The sequence below is a fragment of the Marinomonas pontica genome (assembly GCF_036322735.1).
Lineage (GTDB): Bacteria > Pseudomonadota > Gammaproteobacteria > Pseudomonadales > Marinomonadaceae > Marinomonas > Marinomonas pontica.
The window spans coordinates 3,061,475-3,078,872 of sequence record NZ_AP027271.1; the positions used below are offsets into that span (position 1 = coordinate 3,061,475).

At 47.1% G+C, this 17,398-nt stretch carries 16 protein-coding genes; 10 read left to right on the forward strand and 6 right to left on the reverse strand.

Features of this window, described 5'->3' with window-relative positions; translation table 11 throughout:
- Positions 1 to 44: 44 nt before the first annotated feature.
- Both AABA11_RS14460 and AABA11_RS14465 read left to right on the forward strand, forming a co-directional pair.
- Entirely contained in the window at positions 45 to 671 is a 627-nt protein-coding gene (locus AABA11_RS14460) for a penicillin-binding protein activator LpoB (protein ID WP_338269044.1), read from the forward strand.
- A 2-nt stretch (positions 672 to 673) separates the two neighbouring features.
- Positions 674 to 1,699 (forward strand): LPP20 family lipoprotein, encoded by a 1,026-nt coding sequence (locus AABA11_RS14465; protein WP_338269046.1) that lies wholly within the window; start codon positions 674 to 676, stop codon positions 1,697 to 1,699.
- Between the two features lie 179 nt (positions 1,700 to 1,878).
- On the opposite strand, the gene AABA11_RS14470 is transcribed toward AABA11_RS14465, so the two are convergent.
- Genes AABA11_RS14470 through AABA11_RS14480 form a run of 3 tightly spaced genes read right to left on the reverse strand, consistent with a single transcriptional unit; the run spans position 1,879 to position 4,747 of the window.
- Entirely contained in the window at positions 1,879 to 3,165 is a 1,287-nt protein-coding gene (locus tag AABA11_RS14470; RefSeq protein ID WP_265727241.1) for a TRAP transporter large permease, read from the reverse strand.
- On the reverse strand, positions 3,162 to 3,671 hold the full coding sequence (locus AABA11_RS14475) for a TRAP transporter small permease (RefSeq protein ID WP_338269049.1): 510 nt from the start codon (positions 3,669 to 3,671) through the stop codon (positions 3,162 to 3,164). Before AABA11_RS14475 ends, AABA11_RS14470 begins: the two co-directional genes overlap by 4 nt.
- A gap of 44 nt (positions 3,672 to 3,715) precedes the next feature.
- Complete coding sequence (locus tag AABA11_RS14480; protein WP_265727239.1) at positions 3,716 to 4,747, reverse strand: TRAP transporter substrate-binding protein; 1,032 nt, start codon at positions 4,745 to 4,747, stop codon at positions 3,716 to 3,718.
- A 515-nt stretch (positions 4,748 to 5,262) separates the two neighbouring features.
- Between AABA11_RS14480 and AABA11_RS14485 the strand changes: the two genes are divergently transcribed.
- A complete protein-coding gene (locus AABA11_RS14485; protein ID WP_265727238.1) occupies positions 5,263 to 5,595 on the forward strand; it encodes a PBPRA1643 family SWIM/SEC-C metal-binding motif protein in 333 nt (110 codons plus the stop codon).
- A 93-nt stretch (positions 5,596 to 5,688) separates the two neighbouring features.
- On the opposite strand, the gene pobA is transcribed toward AABA11_RS14485, so the two are convergent.
- Positions 5,689 to 6,891 (reverse strand): 4-hydroxybenzoate 3-monooxygenase, encoded by a 1,203-nt coding sequence (gene pobA, locus AABA11_RS14490; RefSeq protein WP_265727237.1) that lies wholly within the window; start codon positions 6,889 to 6,891, stop codon positions 5,689 to 5,691.
- Between the two features lie 296 nt (positions 6,892 to 7,187).
- Here pobA and AABA11_RS14495 point away from each other — a divergent pair, with 296 nt between their 5' ends.
- From AABA11_RS14495 to AABA11_RS14510, 4 genes are all read left to right on the forward strand, one after another.
- The gene (locus AABA11_RS14495) at positions 7,188 to 8,078 is read left to right on the forward strand and encodes a helix-turn-helix domain-containing protein (protein WP_338269052.1); all 891 of its coding nucleotides are present in this window, start codon (positions 7,188 to 7,190) and stop codon (positions 8,076 to 8,078) included.
- 106 nt (positions 8,079 to 8,184) lie between these two features.
- Positions 8,185 to 8,367, forward strand: coding sequence for an RSP_7527 family protein (locus AABA11_RS14500; RefSeq protein ID WP_265727235.1), 183 nt, complete (start codon positions 8,185 to 8,187; stop codon positions 8,365 to 8,367).
- A 322-nt stretch (positions 8,368 to 8,689) separates the two neighbouring features.
- Positions 8,690 to 10,462, forward strand: coding sequence for a GGDEF domain-containing protein (locus AABA11_RS14505; protein ID WP_338269054.1), 1,773 nt, complete (start codon positions 8,690 to 8,692; stop codon positions 10,460 to 10,462).
- Positions 10,463 to 10,551: 89 nt separating this feature from the next.
- The gene (locus AABA11_RS14510; protein WP_338269055.1) at positions 10,552 to 11,355 is read left to right on the forward strand and encodes a UDP-2,3-diacylglucosamine diphosphatase; all 804 of its coding nucleotides are present in this window, start codon (positions 10,552 to 10,554) and stop codon (positions 11,353 to 11,355) included.
- 112 nt (positions 11,356 to 11,467) lie between these two features.
- Here AABA11_RS14510 and AABA11_RS14515 read toward each other — a convergent pair whose 3' ends face one another.
- The gene (locus AABA11_RS14515; protein ID WP_338269058.1) at positions 11,468 to 12,130 is read right to left on the reverse strand and encodes a 3'-5' exonuclease; all 663 of its coding nucleotides are present in this window, start codon (positions 12,128 to 12,130) and stop codon (positions 11,468 to 11,470) included.
- Entirely contained in the window at positions 12,131 to 14,020 is a 1,890-nt protein-coding gene (locus AABA11_RS14520) for a DUF294 nucleotidyltransferase-like domain-containing protein (protein ID WP_265727231.1), read from the reverse strand.
- A gap of 350 nt (positions 14,021 to 14,370) precedes the next feature.
- On the opposite strand from AABA11_RS14520, the gene AABA11_RS14525 reads away from it, so the two are divergent.
- From AABA11_RS14525 to AABA11_RS14535, 3 genes are all read left to right on the forward strand, one after another.
- Positions 14,371 to 15,387, forward strand: coding sequence for a TRAP transporter substrate-binding protein (locus tag AABA11_RS14525; protein WP_338269062.1), 1,017 nt, complete (start codon positions 14,371 to 14,373; stop codon positions 15,385 to 15,387).
- Positions 15,388 to 15,475: 88 nt separating this feature from the next.
- The gene (locus AABA11_RS14530; RefSeq protein ID WP_265728596.1) at positions 15,476 to 16,051 is read left to right on the forward strand and encodes a TRAP transporter small permease subunit; all 576 of its coding nucleotides are present in this window, start codon (positions 15,476 to 15,478) and stop codon (positions 16,049 to 16,051) included.
- Positions 16,044 to 17,360 (forward strand): TRAP transporter large permease, encoded by a 1,317-nt coding sequence (locus AABA11_RS14535; RefSeq protein ID WP_265728597.1) that lies wholly within the window; start codon positions 16,044 to 16,046, stop codon positions 17,358 to 17,360. The genes AABA11_RS14530 and AABA11_RS14535 overlap by 8 nt, the downstream gene beginning before the upstream one ends.
- The last annotated feature ends 38 nt before the right edge of the window (positions 17,361 to 17,398 follow it).

The window sequence follows — 17,398 nt, forward strand, 5'->3', positions numbered from 1 at the left end:
CTAACGGCTTGACCTCAGGCTAATACGGACGCAAGGAAAATCTTATGCACATGAGTACGCAAACACAGTCTAAATGGGCTTTCCTATCATGGAAGGGAATGTTCACCTTGGCGATGGCCATGCTATTAACCGCGTGTTCTGGCAGCGTAAAACGCCTAGACACCAACGAAGAAGTCGCGCTTTCAGACCGCTGGAATGACACCGACTCTCGTCTAGTGGCAGAAGAAATGATGGGCGACATGCTCACATTCCCGTGGTTCCGTGACTTTAATTTTAGTCAAAAAGGCAACCCAACTGTCATTGTCCAAAACATCCGTAACAAGACCTCGGAACACATTCCCGTCGACACCTTTATCAATGACATCAAGCGCAGCCTATTACGCGCAGGCAAAGTGGACTTTGTGGTGTCTGGCGCCGAACGTGACGACATTCGCAACGAACGTGAAGAACAAGAACTCAACGCGGCCCCAGAAACCGTCGCCAAATTTGGTCTTGAGCAAGGTGCAGGTTTTGCTTTATCTGGCACAATCAACTCCATCATCGATTCTAATGGCGACCAGCGTGTTAGCTTCTATCAAGTCGACCTAAAATTGATTGATATGACGACAAACCGTGAAGTCTGGAACGGCCAGAAGAAAATCAAAAAATTGGCAGATAAAGGCTTCTTCTAACCATGACCGCTTCTGCCCTGCCGACACCGTATCGCTGGACGCTATTAACAAGCATTCTACTTAGCTTAACAGGCTGCCTAGGCTCCGCCAACAAATCGAGCCAAGAAGACACCTTGCCAAGCTGGGTATCTTCTCCACCTCAAGACAGCCGCCATCTATACGGCGTCGGCAGCGCACCGCGCATTGAAAATCTGGCGTTGGCATTTACCCAAGCCGAGCAAAGCGGCAACGTCCACATTGCTCAGCAACTGCGGACAAAAGTCAGTCAGATTAATACCCAAGACACCCAAGTTCGCTCTGGGCAAGGCAACGAGCAGGTTTCCAAAATTGAGACCGCTTACACACAAGTCACCACCTCGCCAATCGAACTGGAACAAGCCATAAACGAACAGCGTTTTGCTGGAAGAAACTACGTCTATGCACTGCAATCTATCGATCGTAGTCGCATGGTCAGTAAACTAAAAAGCGCCATTCAAGACACCGACGACAAAATACGTTCGTTGGCATCGTCACTGTCAACTCAACAGAACCAACGTCCTGCAGACCAAGATTGGCAGACCTACATGCAATTGATCCCGTATTTTGCACAACGCCAATCGTATCAAGAAGAGCTCAGCCTCTATTCCACTCAGCGAACCATGGCGGGCGAAGCCGACGCCGACATTCAAAACACCGAGCAACAATTAAGCTTGGCATTGAGTACTTATGGATTTGATGCATCAGGCACAGATCAGGCCGATACGATTGCCAGCGCCCTATCGCATTTTGGTTTGACGCCAAAACGTGGCTCCCTGTTTACCCTCAATAGCCGAACGTCACAGCACCATGAAACACAAGGTGGGCGTTTTTATGTGTTTGAAGACGGCACCTTAGAATTATTCGGACCTACGGGTACTCGCCTTGCTTCTTGGACAGCCAGCGCCAGAGGCATTGCAAAAAATCTGACCAGTGCGCAAGAAAAAGCCACACAAAATTGGTCCAAGCAGGCGGTTGAAGCCATGTTTACTTGGTTGACCCGATTAGATTAAAACATCTTTGCACACCAACACAGGCACAACAACACAAGCACGCCCACAAAACAAAGCGACCTGAGCCACAAAGAACAACCAACACTCCCATGAAAAACAAAAAAAAACGGCTCACTTCATCATACTGAAGTGAGCCGCTTTTTTATTCTGCATGCCATTTAGTACAGCATGTTAAACCATTACAGCAGACCAACCGCCAAGACAGGGAAAGCCACGATCAAGGCCAAACGCAATAGATCCGAAATAACAAACGGCATAACCCCTTTATACATATCACCAATGGAGATATGCGGGGCCACCGACTTGATAACGAATACGTTCATCCCCACAGGCGGGGTAATTAACCCCAGCTCTACCGTAATCACCGCAACAATACCAAACCAAATAGGATCAAAACCTGCCGCTTCAATCAGCGGATACACCACAGGTACGGTTAACAGCAGCATCGCAATACTGTCCATCACGCACCCCAACAACATAAACAGGATCAGTACACACAACAGCACCATATAAGGGCCTAAGTGCAAGCTGTCTACGTATTCCACCAATGAAAATGAAATGCGTGATACCGATAAGAAATAACCGAAAATTTCAGCACCAATGATCATAAAAAAGATCATCGCAGACATAATCAATGTCTCGCCTACGGCTTCTTTGAACTGAGCAAAGCGCATGCCTCGCAATACAGCGATCAGCAACGTCGCCCCTGCGCCTACGGCAGACGCTTCTGTTGGCGTGAACCAGCCCGTGTAAATACCGCCGATGATAAACAAGAACACGCCAGTAAAAGGCACCAGCCCTTTCAACCCTAGGAACTTCTCTTTTAACGTAGTGGCTTTACCCGGTTGAGCAATATGAGGAAATACAGTCACCAACACCGCCACCGTCAAACCGTACATCACCAAACCAAGCAAACCAGGAACTACCCCCGCAATAAACATTGCGCCAACCGATTGTTCGGTAATCAAAGCGTACAACAACAGGGCGATGGAAGGAGGAATCATGATACCCAACGTACCGCCCGCAGCCAGCACGCCCGTCGCCAGCGTCGGTGCGTAGCCGTTTTTCTCCATTTCTGGCAGAGCCACTCGCGACATACTGGCCGCTGTCGCCATAGAAGAACCTGAAATGGCAGAGAAAATACCACAAGACGTCACTGCCGCTAGCGCCATACCGCCACGCCAGCTACCAAACATGGCTCTCGCCCCTTGGAACAATTCTTGGGACATACCTGCTTTTGACGCAAACACCCCCATCAAGATGAACATAGGAACAGGGCTGAAGCTGTAATTTGACAAGGTTTCAAATGGGCCGCTTGCTAAAATGGAAACAGCCGGATCAAACGCTACGATCCAACCAAAGCCAACAAATCCGACCAACGCCATGGTTAAAGCAATCGGTGCGCGCAGCACAATTAGCAACAACATGGCGGCTATACAAATAAGACCGATTAATGAAGTACTCATGATTTAGCCTTCCCGCAAAATAATAGTTGAAACGTGTGCATCACTGCGGAAACAGCCAGCATCGCGGTTGCAAAACACGCAATCACATAAAAATACGTCAATGGAATTAACAAATCCTGAGTGGTTTCGTACGTCATCGCGGCTTCTTCAACCAGATGATAGAAGCTGTAACTCATCCCCCCCCCCATCAAACCAAAGCAAAAGATATACATTGCTTCCAACGCTTGTTTGGTTCTTGGTTGTAGCCGCTCAGTAAACAGGTCAACGATGACCTGTGAGCGGCTCACTGAATGCGGCAGAATGAAGAGCACGGTAAACAACAAACTGTATTTCACCAACTCAATGCCACCTAGAATGGTCCAATCGATTGCACCATTCGTTACCGTGAACAAACCTCGGGTGAAAACGTCCAACAGAGTAACCACCATCATAGCGATCAAAAACACTCCGCCCAATAAGTGCATTCCATGCGTGATACGCTCTATGATTCGAGCTATTACCTTCATTAACACTCTCCAACTACCGCGATGTCATCATTTCTTAGCTATTATTATTTACAAGCTGATTGAGATAGTTCAACTGCACGAGCATACACTTTGTAAGAAGGTAACCCTTTCTTCTGCAACTCATCCAAATACTCTTCTGTCGCTTGGTAAAGCACAGGTTTCCACAAAGGATTCTCTGCGCCGCCTTCGATCACATTGATCTTTTGACCCATTTCAATGGCTTGAGCGCGACCTTTCGCATCCAAATCATCAAATACAGCCGCGGCTTTTTCAGACCATTCGATACCGGAGTTATGATCAATCACTTTCTTCAAGTCCGCTGGTAGGCGGTTATAGAAAGATTTGTTGATTGTCATAATAAACGTCAGAGCGTAAAGACCGCCCACTTCAGTGTGGTACTGCGTCAATTCGTTTAGACGGAAGGTATATTGACCTTCCCATGGCAAAGCCACCCCATCAATAACGCCACGTTGCGCAGACTGATAAGAATCTGGCGCTGGCATGCCTACAGGTTGAGCACCAAGACCTTCAAGAAGCTTCGCCACTACGGCCGTTGGACGACGAATGCGAAGGCCTTCTAGATCTTGAGGCACTTTGATTTCTTTATTCGTGGTGTGGATACCGCCTGGTCCATGTGTAAATAGGAACAAAGGTTTGGTTTGGCTGTATTCTTTAGAGATAAGGCCTTCATCGTACAAGGATTGAACAATACAAGAACCTTGCGCGGCGTTTTGAGACACGCCTGGTAATTCAACAATCTGTGTTAATGGGAAACGATTAGCTGTGTAGCCTTGAACCGCAACCGCCACATCAGCAATGCTGTTTTTTACCGCATCGTATTGAGCCGGTGGCTTTGCCAAGGTACTAGAAGGGTAAATCTGAACATCGATGCGACCGTTTGATTCACGCTCAACCGCTTCTTCCCATTTTTGAAACAATTCCTTACTAGGACCGGAAACTTCTGGGAAAAAGTGACTAAAGCGCAACGTATATTCTGCGGATGCGTTTGCTTGAACACTGACAATTGCGGAAGCAGCGACTGCCGTGATGGCAGCATGCTTTATTATTTTTATCATGATCGACTCCAAAGTAGTCATGTTGTTTTTATTAACCAAACTTTTAGAACTTTCTGCGTTTTTGTAGACTAGCAAGCCACTCTTCAAAAAGGTAATTGATTATAAATGTAAGATATTGAAAAATTGGATAGCCACATTGTTTTTTTTGAGAAACGAAGCGTTTTCAGTCAATTCAAAAACAAAACACCGTGACATAAGCTATTGATATAAATTAATAAAAAATAAAAAAACGTTATTTAAAAAGAGACAAACACCTTTCATTTTTTCGCAAATTTAAATCAAAAAATGCCATTTAGCCCCCATTTTTATCGACAAAAATGACTCGTCCAAACAACAAAAACGCCGCTATCCTAGTCGGAATCGCTGTTGCGCCTTGCTAAATGCACCTGAAAAACGGCCCTATCAACGCCAAAATCTGCGCTTTCAAGACACGCGCTAAACACGGCAAATTCTGCTAAACTCCGCGCCATTAAACCGCTCGCCGTGAGTGGTTTTACACATCATTAGGAACAGCAGTGTCTAAATTCTTCTATCGTGGTCGACCCGATATCATGGGTAAACATAATCTAGGCAACTACCAGCCTAAACCCAACGTAAAATCTGGCAGTGAAGAAAACCCGCTGATCTTACACGTCCAAAGCACCGAGCGTGAAAGTGAAATCAACGCCCTATTATTAGCGAACGACTTAGTCGCAATTATTCATATTGACAGTGAAAAAGCGGAAGATATTACCGCGCTGGATATCGTACTGAATAAACCCACGACCAAAATAGTCGAAAAAACACCCCAGCGTAACGATCCCTGTTCCTGTGGAAGCAATAAAAAATACAAAAAGTGCTGCGGCTAAACACGCCAGCCAAACAACGGTTTCATTAACAACCTAACAAGAGACTGCCGCCGACGGTATAACATTTCCGGTGCAATCTCTTGTTATGGCTATTTAGGACAAATCCTCGTAAGGCAAGCCAACGTATTGCATCGCAATCACGCGACGACCTTCTTCGTTGTCGGTGTAAAAATTCAGCTCCGAACTCATGAATTTTTCATGCGTAGCGGCATCCGTATCGTGCACATCGCCCTGACCAAAATCGTGCAGCATACTGGTCATCCACCATGAGAAACGCTCACCGTGCCAAACACGACGTAAACAAATGTCGGAATATTGAGAGATACACTCTTTGTCGCCTTCTTTGTAAACGCGAGTCATCACTTTATACAAGGTCGCCACATCGGACGCGGCCAAGTTCAACCCTTTTGCCCCGGTTGGCGGTACGATATGCGCCGCGTCACCCACTAAGAACAAATTTCCGTATTGCATCGGTTCACACACAAACGAACGCAATGGCGCGATGCTTTTTTCGATACTTGGCCCGGTGACCAATTTTGCCGCCACATCATCCGGTAGACGACGCTTTAGCTCTGTCCAGAAGTCATCATCGCTCCAGTTTTCGACTTTGTCCGTTAACGGAACCTGAAGGTAGTAACGAGAACGTGTGGCAGACCGCATGCTGGTCATGGCAAAACCGCGATCCGTTTTGCAATAAATCAACTCATCATTCACCGGTGGTGTGTCAGACAGCACACCCAACCAGCCGAACGGATACACGCGTTCGTACTCCTTACGGGACGATTCCGGAATCGTTTGGCGAGACACACCATGGAAGCCATCACAACCGGCAATATAGTCACAATCAAGACGATGCTCGACGCCATTTTGCTCAAACGTCACATAAGGTGCATCGCTTTTCACATCGTGCAGCACCACATTACTGGATTCGTAATAAGTGGTTAGCCCCGCACTGTCACGCGCGTCCATTAAATCGCGGGTCACTTCGGTTTGGCCGTACACCATTACCGTGCTACCACCGGTTAATTTTTCTAGCTCAATTTTGACGCGCTTATTATTGAACGCCAGCTCGACACCATGATGCACTTGGCCTTCACGATCCATGCGTTCACCAACACCCGCTTCGCGCAATAAGTCCGTCATGCCTTGTTCTAATACACCGGCACGGATACGCCCAAGAATGTATTCACCGGACACACGTTCAATAATGATGTTGTCAATACCCTGTTTTGCTAACAATTGCCCCAACAACAAACCTGATGGGCCAGCACCAATAATGGCAACTTGTGTTTTCATATCTCTTCTCCAATTTATTGTTATTTTTCTATGCCCAAAGCCAGCAGCACAGGAATGAGGCCAATAATGAAAGATAAAAAACCAAGACGTTAGGTGATTTATGATCAAAAAATTGTACTTTTTGATCATTGGAGTGCTTTAATAAATTCATCTAATCTGTTTAAAAATGTTATTTTTCGATGTTTTTAGCCGATAAAACCCGCTTAAAAGGCGTATTTTCATCCAATCAATAAGATTGAATCATTAAAATAATAAAGTGCACATACTGTACATTGAGAGAGACAGCGACGAAAAATATGAAGCAATCAACGATCCCTCATTTCGGTCTGTACGGTGAATCCAGCTGGATCAACGACCCAGAGTTTTTTCATATCGAAGACATCGAATACCGCAGCAGTGACCTTGGTTGGAAAATAACCCCGCACCGCCATGCTCAGTTGTTTCAAATTCTGATATTGAAATCGGGCGAAGTAAAAGTACAACTCGATGAAAAACAGCACAAATTACAAGGCGCCTGGGCCATCATAGTACCGGCAGGCGTGGTGCATGGTTTTCGGTTTGCACCAGACACGGATGGCCGAGTGATCAGCATTGCCGAACCCCTTTTAGAAGAAACCCATCAAGAAAAAGCCACCAGCTTCATCAAACCTTTGCTTAGCCAGCCTTGCTACATAGACTTTAACGGACATCGCAACCTGTTTTCTGAACTCTGGCCGCTGATCCAGCAGTTAGAAAGTGAATCGACACGGATTCGTGAAGGTCGGGCCTTAATGAGTGAATATCTAATAAAAGCCATTCTGATTTTGCTGTACCGGCAGTTCCGTCATGACAGCAACAACACGACCAACAAAACCGAAACCAGCCATGCGCATCAGTTGAAAGAATTGATCGAAGCGCACTATCGCGAACACTGGACAAGCCACCAATACGCGGACGCACTGAGCATCTCTACCAGCCGCTTAAACCGCCTAAGCAAAACCACCTTTAACCAAAGTGTGCTCGACTTAATTCACGACCGAGTATTGTTAGAAGCGAAACGCAGCCTGATATACACAGCACGTTCGGTGGAAGAAATAAGTTACGATTTAGGCTTTAAAGACCCAGGGTATTTTTCGCGGTTTTTCAAGCGCTCCGCAGGGGTACCGCCCGGTAAATTTAGAGTACTGAGCAACCAACCTTCGATATGATGAATTTTTCTAACCTATCAACTGAAAATTGATCGTTTGCTGAATGATTGGTCAGATCCTATCATTAGCAACATCGAATACAACTTCACTTTTTAGGAGATTTACTATGAAAAACGATCTTAAATACGACGCATTCGGCAACCTTGATGCAGACTACTACGTAGAAAAAGCCTACGAATTACGCCGTGAATATTACGCTGAAATTGCTAAAAAAATGACCGCGAGCGTCAAAGCATTTTTTGCTAACCTAAGCGCTTCACGTTCTTTGAAATCTGCGTCTCAGCACTAAGTTAAATAGTATTTTGTCGTCTTTATTTGAACTGACTGTTACCGTTATCTCACGTTAAACAAAAAACCAAAATAGCCGTTTCAGCCGCAAACAAAGCAGCGACACAAAGAACCCAATGTTCCCGATGATCGAAAGGCAATAATAAAAAATCGATCCGGTAACGGGGCTTCCTCTTACTAGATCTCTTGTTTTCCCCTGTTTACTTTACCTATATTACTTATTACTTCGTCGTTTTCCTCTTAAAACCCGTCATCAAAATGTCACAAATATGACATAAAATCACTCTATACCCCTTGTTCAATTAAGAAGTATTAGAGAAATAATGAGCCCAACAAACAACATTACCTTGCTTGAAAAAATCCTTTCTAATGGGTTAATCACGCCATATTTCCAACCTATCTACGATTTGAACAACGGTGAAATCTACGGCCACGAAGCACTCTCACGCGGTCCAATGAACTCAGCTTTATTTTCTCCTGACCCTTTATTTACCCTGGCTCAGCAAGAAGGCAAGTTGCATAAATTAGAATTATTATGTCGAGAAAAAGCCTTATCAAAATTCGCGAAGCTAGCCTTAAAAGGGCGACTATTTCTCAACGTCAGTGCGTCCCTTTTGGGTTCCCCAGAACACCAATCTGGCATGACCCTCGCGATATTGAATGAGCTGGGGTTAGACCAAAAAGACATCGTCATTGAGCTGTCCGAACAACACCCATACGACCACAACGGGCTGCCACGAAGCAGTGTCGAACATTATCGGGAAATGGGCTTTCAAGTCGCCATCGACGACCTAGGTGTGGGGTATTCTGGGTTACAACTCTGGTCTGAATTGCAGCCCGACATTGTAAAAGTCGACAAGCATTTCATACAAGGCATCGACAAAGACGAAATAAAACGCGAGTTCGTGCGCTCTATTTTAACCATCGCCCAACGACTCAACTGCATCCTGATTGCTGAAGGCATAGAAACGCAACAAGAACTGGATCAATTGATCGAAATAGGCGTCACCTTAGGCCAAGGTTACTTCCTTGGTCGCCCAGTGGAAAACCCCGCTTTTTCCACGCACCCGTATTTGCAAAAGCAGGCTCAGAGGCGTTCACAATTTCAGGTGGATCACTCCGAGACTGTGCAGACATTGTGTCGCCCAACACCGTACTTACAAGAAAAGAACCTACTAGAAGACGCATCACAGCTCTTTAAGAAGCAGCCTGATTTAGTGGCTATTCCAGTGTTAAATAACAGCCAGCAGCCTCTTGGCGTAGTACGTCGTCACCAGCTGCACGAGTTGTTCTCTACACCGTATGGCCGAGCATTATACGAACACAAACCCGTGACTAATTTGCTCAGCACCGATGTATTGATTGTTGAAAGCAACGTGAGCTTATCCAGCGTGTCCACCCAAATGACCGACCAAGAAGCCGACACGCTAAATAATGAAATCATTGTCGTCAGAGAAGGGAAATTCATTGGCACAGGGCATTTAAAAGACCTGCTCAAGCGCATCACCGAATTAAAAATTCAAAACGCCACCTACTCCAACCCGCTTACCTTGCTACCGGGCAATGTGCCAATTCATCGAGAGGTCAGCCGCCGCTTGTCAGCGAATGAAGACTTCTATGTCGCGTATTTTGACCTTAACGACTTTAAACCCTTTAACGACTTTTTTGGCTATTCGATCGGGGACGAAGTTATACAGTTGGTTGGCGCCTTGATAAAAGAAGTGGTCTTACCCGACAATAACTTTATCGGACACATTGGCGGTGACGATTTTGTGGTGATCTTTGGTGATGACAATTGGCACCAACAATGCGAAGACATCCTAACGAAGTTTTCCCAACAAATACGCGCTTTCTACACAGAAGACACCTTACAAGAAGGGGGAGTGTGGACCAAAAACCGTCAAGGCGAAGTGCTATTTCACCCACTTCTGAGCCTCGCAATTGGCGTGGTTCACCCCAACCCAAGACAATGCAACAACCATCACCAAGTGGCGGAAATGGCGGCGCAGTCGAAAAAATCCGCCAAACAAAAAGGCGGCAATCACATCTTTTTGCAGCCTTACCAACAGGCCCAATCTCAAGAGCTAGCCTGCTAATATCTCCTTGTGACCGAACTGTCACAAAGCCCTCACAAGTCTGTCATAAAGTCACTTTACTCTGACTTTAGACAGTCTAGGAGGCGCTTATGCAGACGACATTTCGATCGGTTTTCATTTCTGATGTACACCTCGGCACAAAATCTTGCCAAGCCATACACTTACTCGATTTTTTGCAAACCATCAAAACCGATACCTTGTATCTGGTCGGTGACATTATCGACCTGCAAGAAATGCGTCATAAAGCTTACTTTGTCGATGCTCACCATCGCATCGTTGAACACATACTCGAAATGGCGAAATGCGGCACCAAAGTCATTTACATTCCGGGCAATCACGACGCCTTCTTTCGTCAGTTCGCGGGTCAAACCTTGTCGGGCATAGAGATCAAACTCAACGCGCGTCACAAAACCGCCAACGGGCGCACCTTTCACGTAAGCCACGGTGATGAATTTGATCAGATGGTAAAAATCAGCCCTCTGATGCTAGCCATCGGGGACAAAGCCCACGGGCTTATGTTGTCACTGAACCAATGGATAAACGGCGTGAGACGCTTTATCGGCTTACCGTATTGGTCACTGGCGGGTTACTTAAAAAGTCACATCAGCAAAGCAAAAGAATTCATCGATCGTTTTGAAACCGCTGCCATCAAATCCGCCAAAAACCAAAAAGTCGACGGCTACATTTGCGGCCACATCCACTTCGCCTCGTTCCAACAAAAGGACAACATCCTCTACTGCAACGACGGCGACTGGGTTGAACACTGCACCGCCCTAACCGAATCCGCCAGAGGCGAAATGAGCCTAATACATTGGTCGGAAAACCCAAGAGTCTTAGCCACCGAGCCAAAAGAAGAGAACTGGGGGCTGTCACCGCAACCAGCTCGGAGTTAGGAGTTAGGAGTTAGGAGTTAGGAGTTAGGAGTTAGGAGTTAGGAGTTAGGAGTTAGGAGTTAGGAGTTAGGAGTTAGTGGCTCAGGGTTACTAACACAAGGATCAGTTTCCCTTAGCGCGTCGCGAACCTGACCCTTCCCCCGCCAAGTTGTTTTAAATCTTGTAACCGGCAGTCGCGGCCTTGGTAAGCAATTTGAGCAAGCAGTAACTCTGCGGTGGCCAAGGCGTCGGTTAACGCGTCATGGCCTTGGTACTCGGGTAAACCGTAGCGCTCTCGGCAGGCGCCAAGGCGAAAGCCGCCATCTTGAATGGGTTGTTGAGATCGGTTGGCTTTGGTGCGCTCAATAGCGAGGGTGTCTAACCAACTGGCGGAAAACGCGGGCAAGGTTTCGTTTTGCCACGCCTGCTTTAAAAAGCTCAATTCCAATGGCGCATGATGCATCACCAAAACACGTTCCCGTAAGAGCTGCCTCAGGTATCGCAGTACGCTTTCTTGTTTTTTGCCCTGCTGACGCACATCGGCATCGGTGATCATGTGAATGCCGACATTGTCGCCAATTTCAGCACTGTCCAACACAATATGACGCGCGCTATCTAGGTCGATCACCCCGTTATGGATGCACACCCAACCAAAGCTGACGATGTGATCTTGCTTGGAATCTAATCCCGAGGTTTCGATGTCCAAGACGAGATAATCCCATTGCGACCACACTCGCTTGGCCGCTTGGCGAGACACATTCCACGCGGTGAGTGCCTGTAGGACATTAAACGCCATTTAGCTGTAACCTCTTAAAAATCGCTGCTGGGCGACGTCTTGCACATCACTGATGATGCCAAAGGTGGTCTTTAAATGTTTGCGCTCTAATGGGCTCAAGTCTTTCGGATCCAGATACGCGCTGGCTTTACCCGTAGCTTGCCAGTGGCGACTTTGCGCTTCAAGCCGCAAGCCGTTTAATTTGTCCCAAGCATCGATTAGGTTACGCGCGGTGTCAACGCTGATGAGTTTTTCTCGAATCGCTTGCTCGATTCGATCCAAGGTGCCTGCTCGGTAAGTTTTGCAGGATAAGCCATACAGGCGCGCGACGTCGTTGATGAGCGCCAAGCCTTGGTGTTTCAGGTCTAGCTGGTTTTTATGTTCACCTGACGATTCCAGTAAAAAATGACGAAAGAAACCCAATGGCGGTTTGGTCACCAGCGCGCTACGCGTCAAGGTCGCTAAAAACACGCTGTTTTGGGCAACGTATTGCTGCATGCTCTTAATTAAGCTTTTTACGGCCTCGCTGTCTCCTTTGTCTGTTAGCTGACGGCTGTCATACACACAACGGATGTCGAAGAAGATACTCGCATTCAGTAATGCGCTTGGCGCACTGCTTTTGATCCATTTTTCGAACGCTTTTCGCCAGCCTTCCTGAGTGCGTCGCCATTCTGGATTGCTCGCCATGATATTGCCAGGACACAAACGAATACCGCACAGCGCCAACCCTTGGCAGATGACGTCCGACAACGTCGCAAAATAGTGGTTTTCTTCTGCGGTCGGTTCGCGCTCTAACATCACACCATTGTCTTGATCACTGCCCAACGATTGATCGCGCCTTGCTTGTGATCCAAACACCAAAAACTGAAAGGCCATTGGCGCAGGACCGCATTGGTCCATGGCCAGTTCAATCACTCGTCGCGTCAGGTTGTCGCTCACGGTTGCCAACACTTTTCCGATATCGGCGGGTTTCATGTCGGTGACGATCAGATTGATGATCAAGGTCGGCCATTGTTTGCAGACTCGGGCGAGGCTTTCAATGGATTGTTGACGATGAATTTGATTGATCAAAAGTAAGGGACTGAGCTCTTGATGTCGCAGCAAGTCCGCCGCGGTTAACATGCCGACGGCGCGCTGCTCTTCGTCCACGATGGGTAAATGGTGGATGTTGCTTTCACTCATGATGGTTTGCGCTTGCATCACCAACGCATCAGGGCGCACATTGACTGGATCCACTGTCATGGTGTCTTTCACCAAAGAATCGGCTGAGCCGCCTAGCGCCAAAATGCGCGAACGTAAATCTCGATCCGTCACAATGCCAAGCAATCGCTCGTTTTCCACCACCAAAATAGAACTCACCCGCGCCGCGGTCATGCGCATGGCAATGGTTTGTATGGTTTCGTCCGGCGTCGCCAACACCAGCTGGCGCGTCATGATATTCGACACAGGGGTAGAAAGTTGTAACGCCGGCGACGCCAGTTCGTTGCTTTGACTACGAGACAATTTGCGCAGGCGATTGTGTTGTGTGTGCTCGAAGAACAGACCCAGCGCTTCGCTCTTTTCCAACAGTGCCATAAAATGCGCTTTGTCAAAGCGATACACCAAGCTGTCTTCCATCGCGACGACCTGCAAACCGTCTGGATTTTGCGCCATCACGCTGGACACACCAAAGCATTCCCCATCGGCAATTTGATCCACCAGCCCACCTTTTGGGGTGCGGATTTCACACGCTCCCCGACGAATCAGATGCAAAGTGGCCGCTTCGTCTTTTAACGCCAAGGTTTGGCCTTGCCTTACATACAGCATAGATACGCCAGTGAGTAACTGCTTACGTTCGAGCAAGTTTAAGCTCGAAAAAGGCGGCGTGGCTTCAATAAATTTATGAACTTCAGGAATGTCGATGGCGGCCATTTTATTATTCTCATTAAGGCGAGTTCAGCGACCCAAACTCATTTACCGATTGTCCAGAGTGTGCGCTTTTATCATAGACAACAAAACGCTTCTTAGACCAATGTCTAAAGCAAGGCTGCCGCATCGCGATGTTGCTCCTGTCGATTCGCCCCAAAAAAAGATCCCTTTAAATATCAATCATCTATCATTAACCGACGTTATTGCATGAATAAGGGGCTTGACTCAGGCAAAATGTTATCGGTAACATTACACCTTAGTTACCGGTAACATTTTCCGTAACTGATAAGCTATCGTTTAAAAACCGTTCTAACTAATGGCTTTTTCAAAAAATAATAATGGGAAGCAATACCATGAATAAATTCAGCACCACGCTATTGACCGCCACTATGGCCGGCATTCTATCTACGTCTGCAATCGCAGCGGATTACAACTTCAAGTTTCAATCCTCTGATCCTGCGGGCGACAAAAACTTCCAAGTACAAAAAGAATGGACGAAACGCGTCGAAACAATGACTGGCGGCCGTGTTCATATCGACTTGCTTCCTGTTGGCAGTATTTTCAAACACACTGAAACCCTAGATGGCATAAAAATGGGCATCCTAGATGGCCAGATCACAGCGACCGAATTTTTCTCGGGCAAAGATCCCGCTTTTGGCCTAATTGGTAACACAGTTGGTGCGTGGTCAAACACTCAGCAATTATTGCAATACGTTAACTACGGTGGCGGTTACGAGCTAATGAACGAACTTTACGCTCCTTATGGCGTGAAATTCATTGGCGGTTCTACGACCGGTGTGGAATCGTTTGTGTCTCGCGTGCCGCTTGATGGCGTTGAAGACCTAAAAGGTTTGAAGCTTCGCGCTCCTGAAGGTTTGGTTCAGCGCGTGTTCGCAGCAGCCGGTGCCGCACCCGTTAACCTACCAGGTTCTGAAGTGTTCACAGGGCTAAGCAAAGGCGTTATTGACGCGGCTGACTACACGGTTTTCTCTACTAACCAAAAAGCCGGTATGAACGACATTGCTCGTCACCCAGTTCAGCCTGGTTTCCACTCTTTGCCATTGATCGATATTTCAATGAACAAGAAAAAATGGGACAAGCTGCCAGCCGACATTCAAGCCATCTTAACCGTGTCTGTTCGTGACTTCGCAGAAGACATGACAACACAGTTACGCATTGCTGACCAAGCCGCGGTTAAAGCTGCGAAAGCCGATCCAAACATCACGATCCACGACTGGTCTGCGGATGAACGTAAGAAATTCCGTGCGATTGCTCGTACTCAGTGGGAAGAGTTCGCAAAAGGTTCTGCCAACGCTCAAAAAGTCTACGATTCTATTACGACGTACTTAGAAGCGAACGGCCTTCTTTAATTTTTCCTAGAAGCCTTTTTAACCCTGCAAAACAGGCGCGATGCATTGTCAGATGTTATCTGCGCCTGCTTTTCATTGGATCATGATCATGAAAAACGACACTCATCCAGACATTCTTGATAACGCAGAACAAATAGACCATTCGGAACAGCCCAGAAACGCGTTAGACCGTGTTATTTTCAATATTGGGAATTTCATCAGTTTGCTGTTTGTTTTTACGGTGGGCATTTCCTTTTACGAAGTCCTCATGCGTTATGTGTTTAACGCCCCGACTATTTGGGTACACGAAACCGCCTCATTTCTTGGTGGTTGTTTGTTCGTTTACGGCGGCATTTATGCGTTGTCGATTAACAAGCACGTTCGCGTGGTATTGATTTACGACATCGTGTCTGACCAAACCCGTCGTTGGTTAAATGTTTTTCATCACATCATGGGGCTGCTGTTTTCTGGCTTATTAAGCTGGGCAGCGTATCAAATGGTGCAAGACTCATGGTTTACGCCATTTGGTGATGTTCGTTTAGAGACCTCTGGTTCCGCTTGGAATCCTGTTTTCCCTGCCTTGGTAAAAGGCATGATATTCATGACGCTATGTATCATGTTTGTGCAGTTTTTCTTGCACCTAGTACAAGAATTAAATGGTTTAAGGAAACGCAAAGATGTTTGATTTATCCGCAATGGGCATCGGCTACGGCAGCCTGTTAATGCTCGGCTCTATGATTGTGTTGCTGTTAACCGGCATGCAATTGGCTTTCGTTACCGCTTTGGTGGCCTTGGTGTTTGCCATCGGTTGGTTCGGTGTGGGCGCATTGCCTTTGATCACCAGCCGTTTATACAGCTTTGTCGGGGGGTATGTTTTCCTTGCGGTGCCGATGTTTGTGCTGATGGCCGCCTTGTTGGATCGCTCCGGTATCGCCCGAGACCTGTTCGACGCGATGAAGGTATTTGGCCGTAAATTGCGCGGTGGCGTGGCGGTTCAAACGCTATTGGTTGCTATCGTTCTAGCGTCTATGTCTGGCGTTATCGGTGGTGAGACCGTGTTGCTAGGCATCTTAGCCTTACCGCAAATGCTGCGTCTTGGTTACAACCGCAAATTGGCTATTGGTGTGACCTGTGCTGGTGGCGCATTAGGCACCATGCTACCGCCTAGTATCGTGTTGATCATTTATGGCTTAACCGCCAGCGTGTCCATTGGCGACTTATTCAAAGCGGCGTTCTTGCCTGCGTTTATTCTGGCCTTCGCTTACATGGCGTATGTATTGGTCATTTGTCGACTTAATCCAGACTACGCGCCACTGCCAAGCGAAGAAGAATTGGCCTCTGAACGCGACGTCAATTATTTCAAAGCGCTGCTGTTTCCATTGCTGACGGTAATGATGGTGCTAGGCAGTATTTATACCGGTGTGGCCTCGGTGACAGAAGCGTCTGCGCTTGGTGTAGTCGGCATTATGATCAGTGCGGCGATTCGTGGCGAGCTGAATATAGCCATGCTAAAAGACAGCGCCAAAGCCACCATGAGCACCTGCGGGATGATCATTTGGATCGGTATTGGCGCCACGGCCTTGGTTGGCGTTTATAACTTAATGGGCGGCATCGACTTTGTTGAAGAAACCATTCTCGCCCTAAGCGGCGGCAGCGTGATGGGCACCATCATGATCATGATGCTGATTCTACTCGTCTTAGGCATGTTCTTAGATTGGGTCGGTGTGGCGTTATTAACCATGCCCATTTTCGTACCAATTATTACAGGCCTTGGCTTAGACCCTATTTGGTTTGGTGTGGTGTTCTGCTTAAACATGCAGGTGTCATTCTTGTCTCCTCCGTTTGGCCCAGCGGCGTTTTATTTGAAATCAGTGGCGCCAAAAGACATCAGTCTTGGCGAGATATTCAGCTCGTTGCTGCCTTTTATTGGTCTGCAAGTATTCGTGCTCGCGTTGGTCATATTCTTCCCTGAGCTGGCCCTTTGGTGGAAATAACCCATTGCGACCATGCCGTTCAATACGGCTTTTTGAAC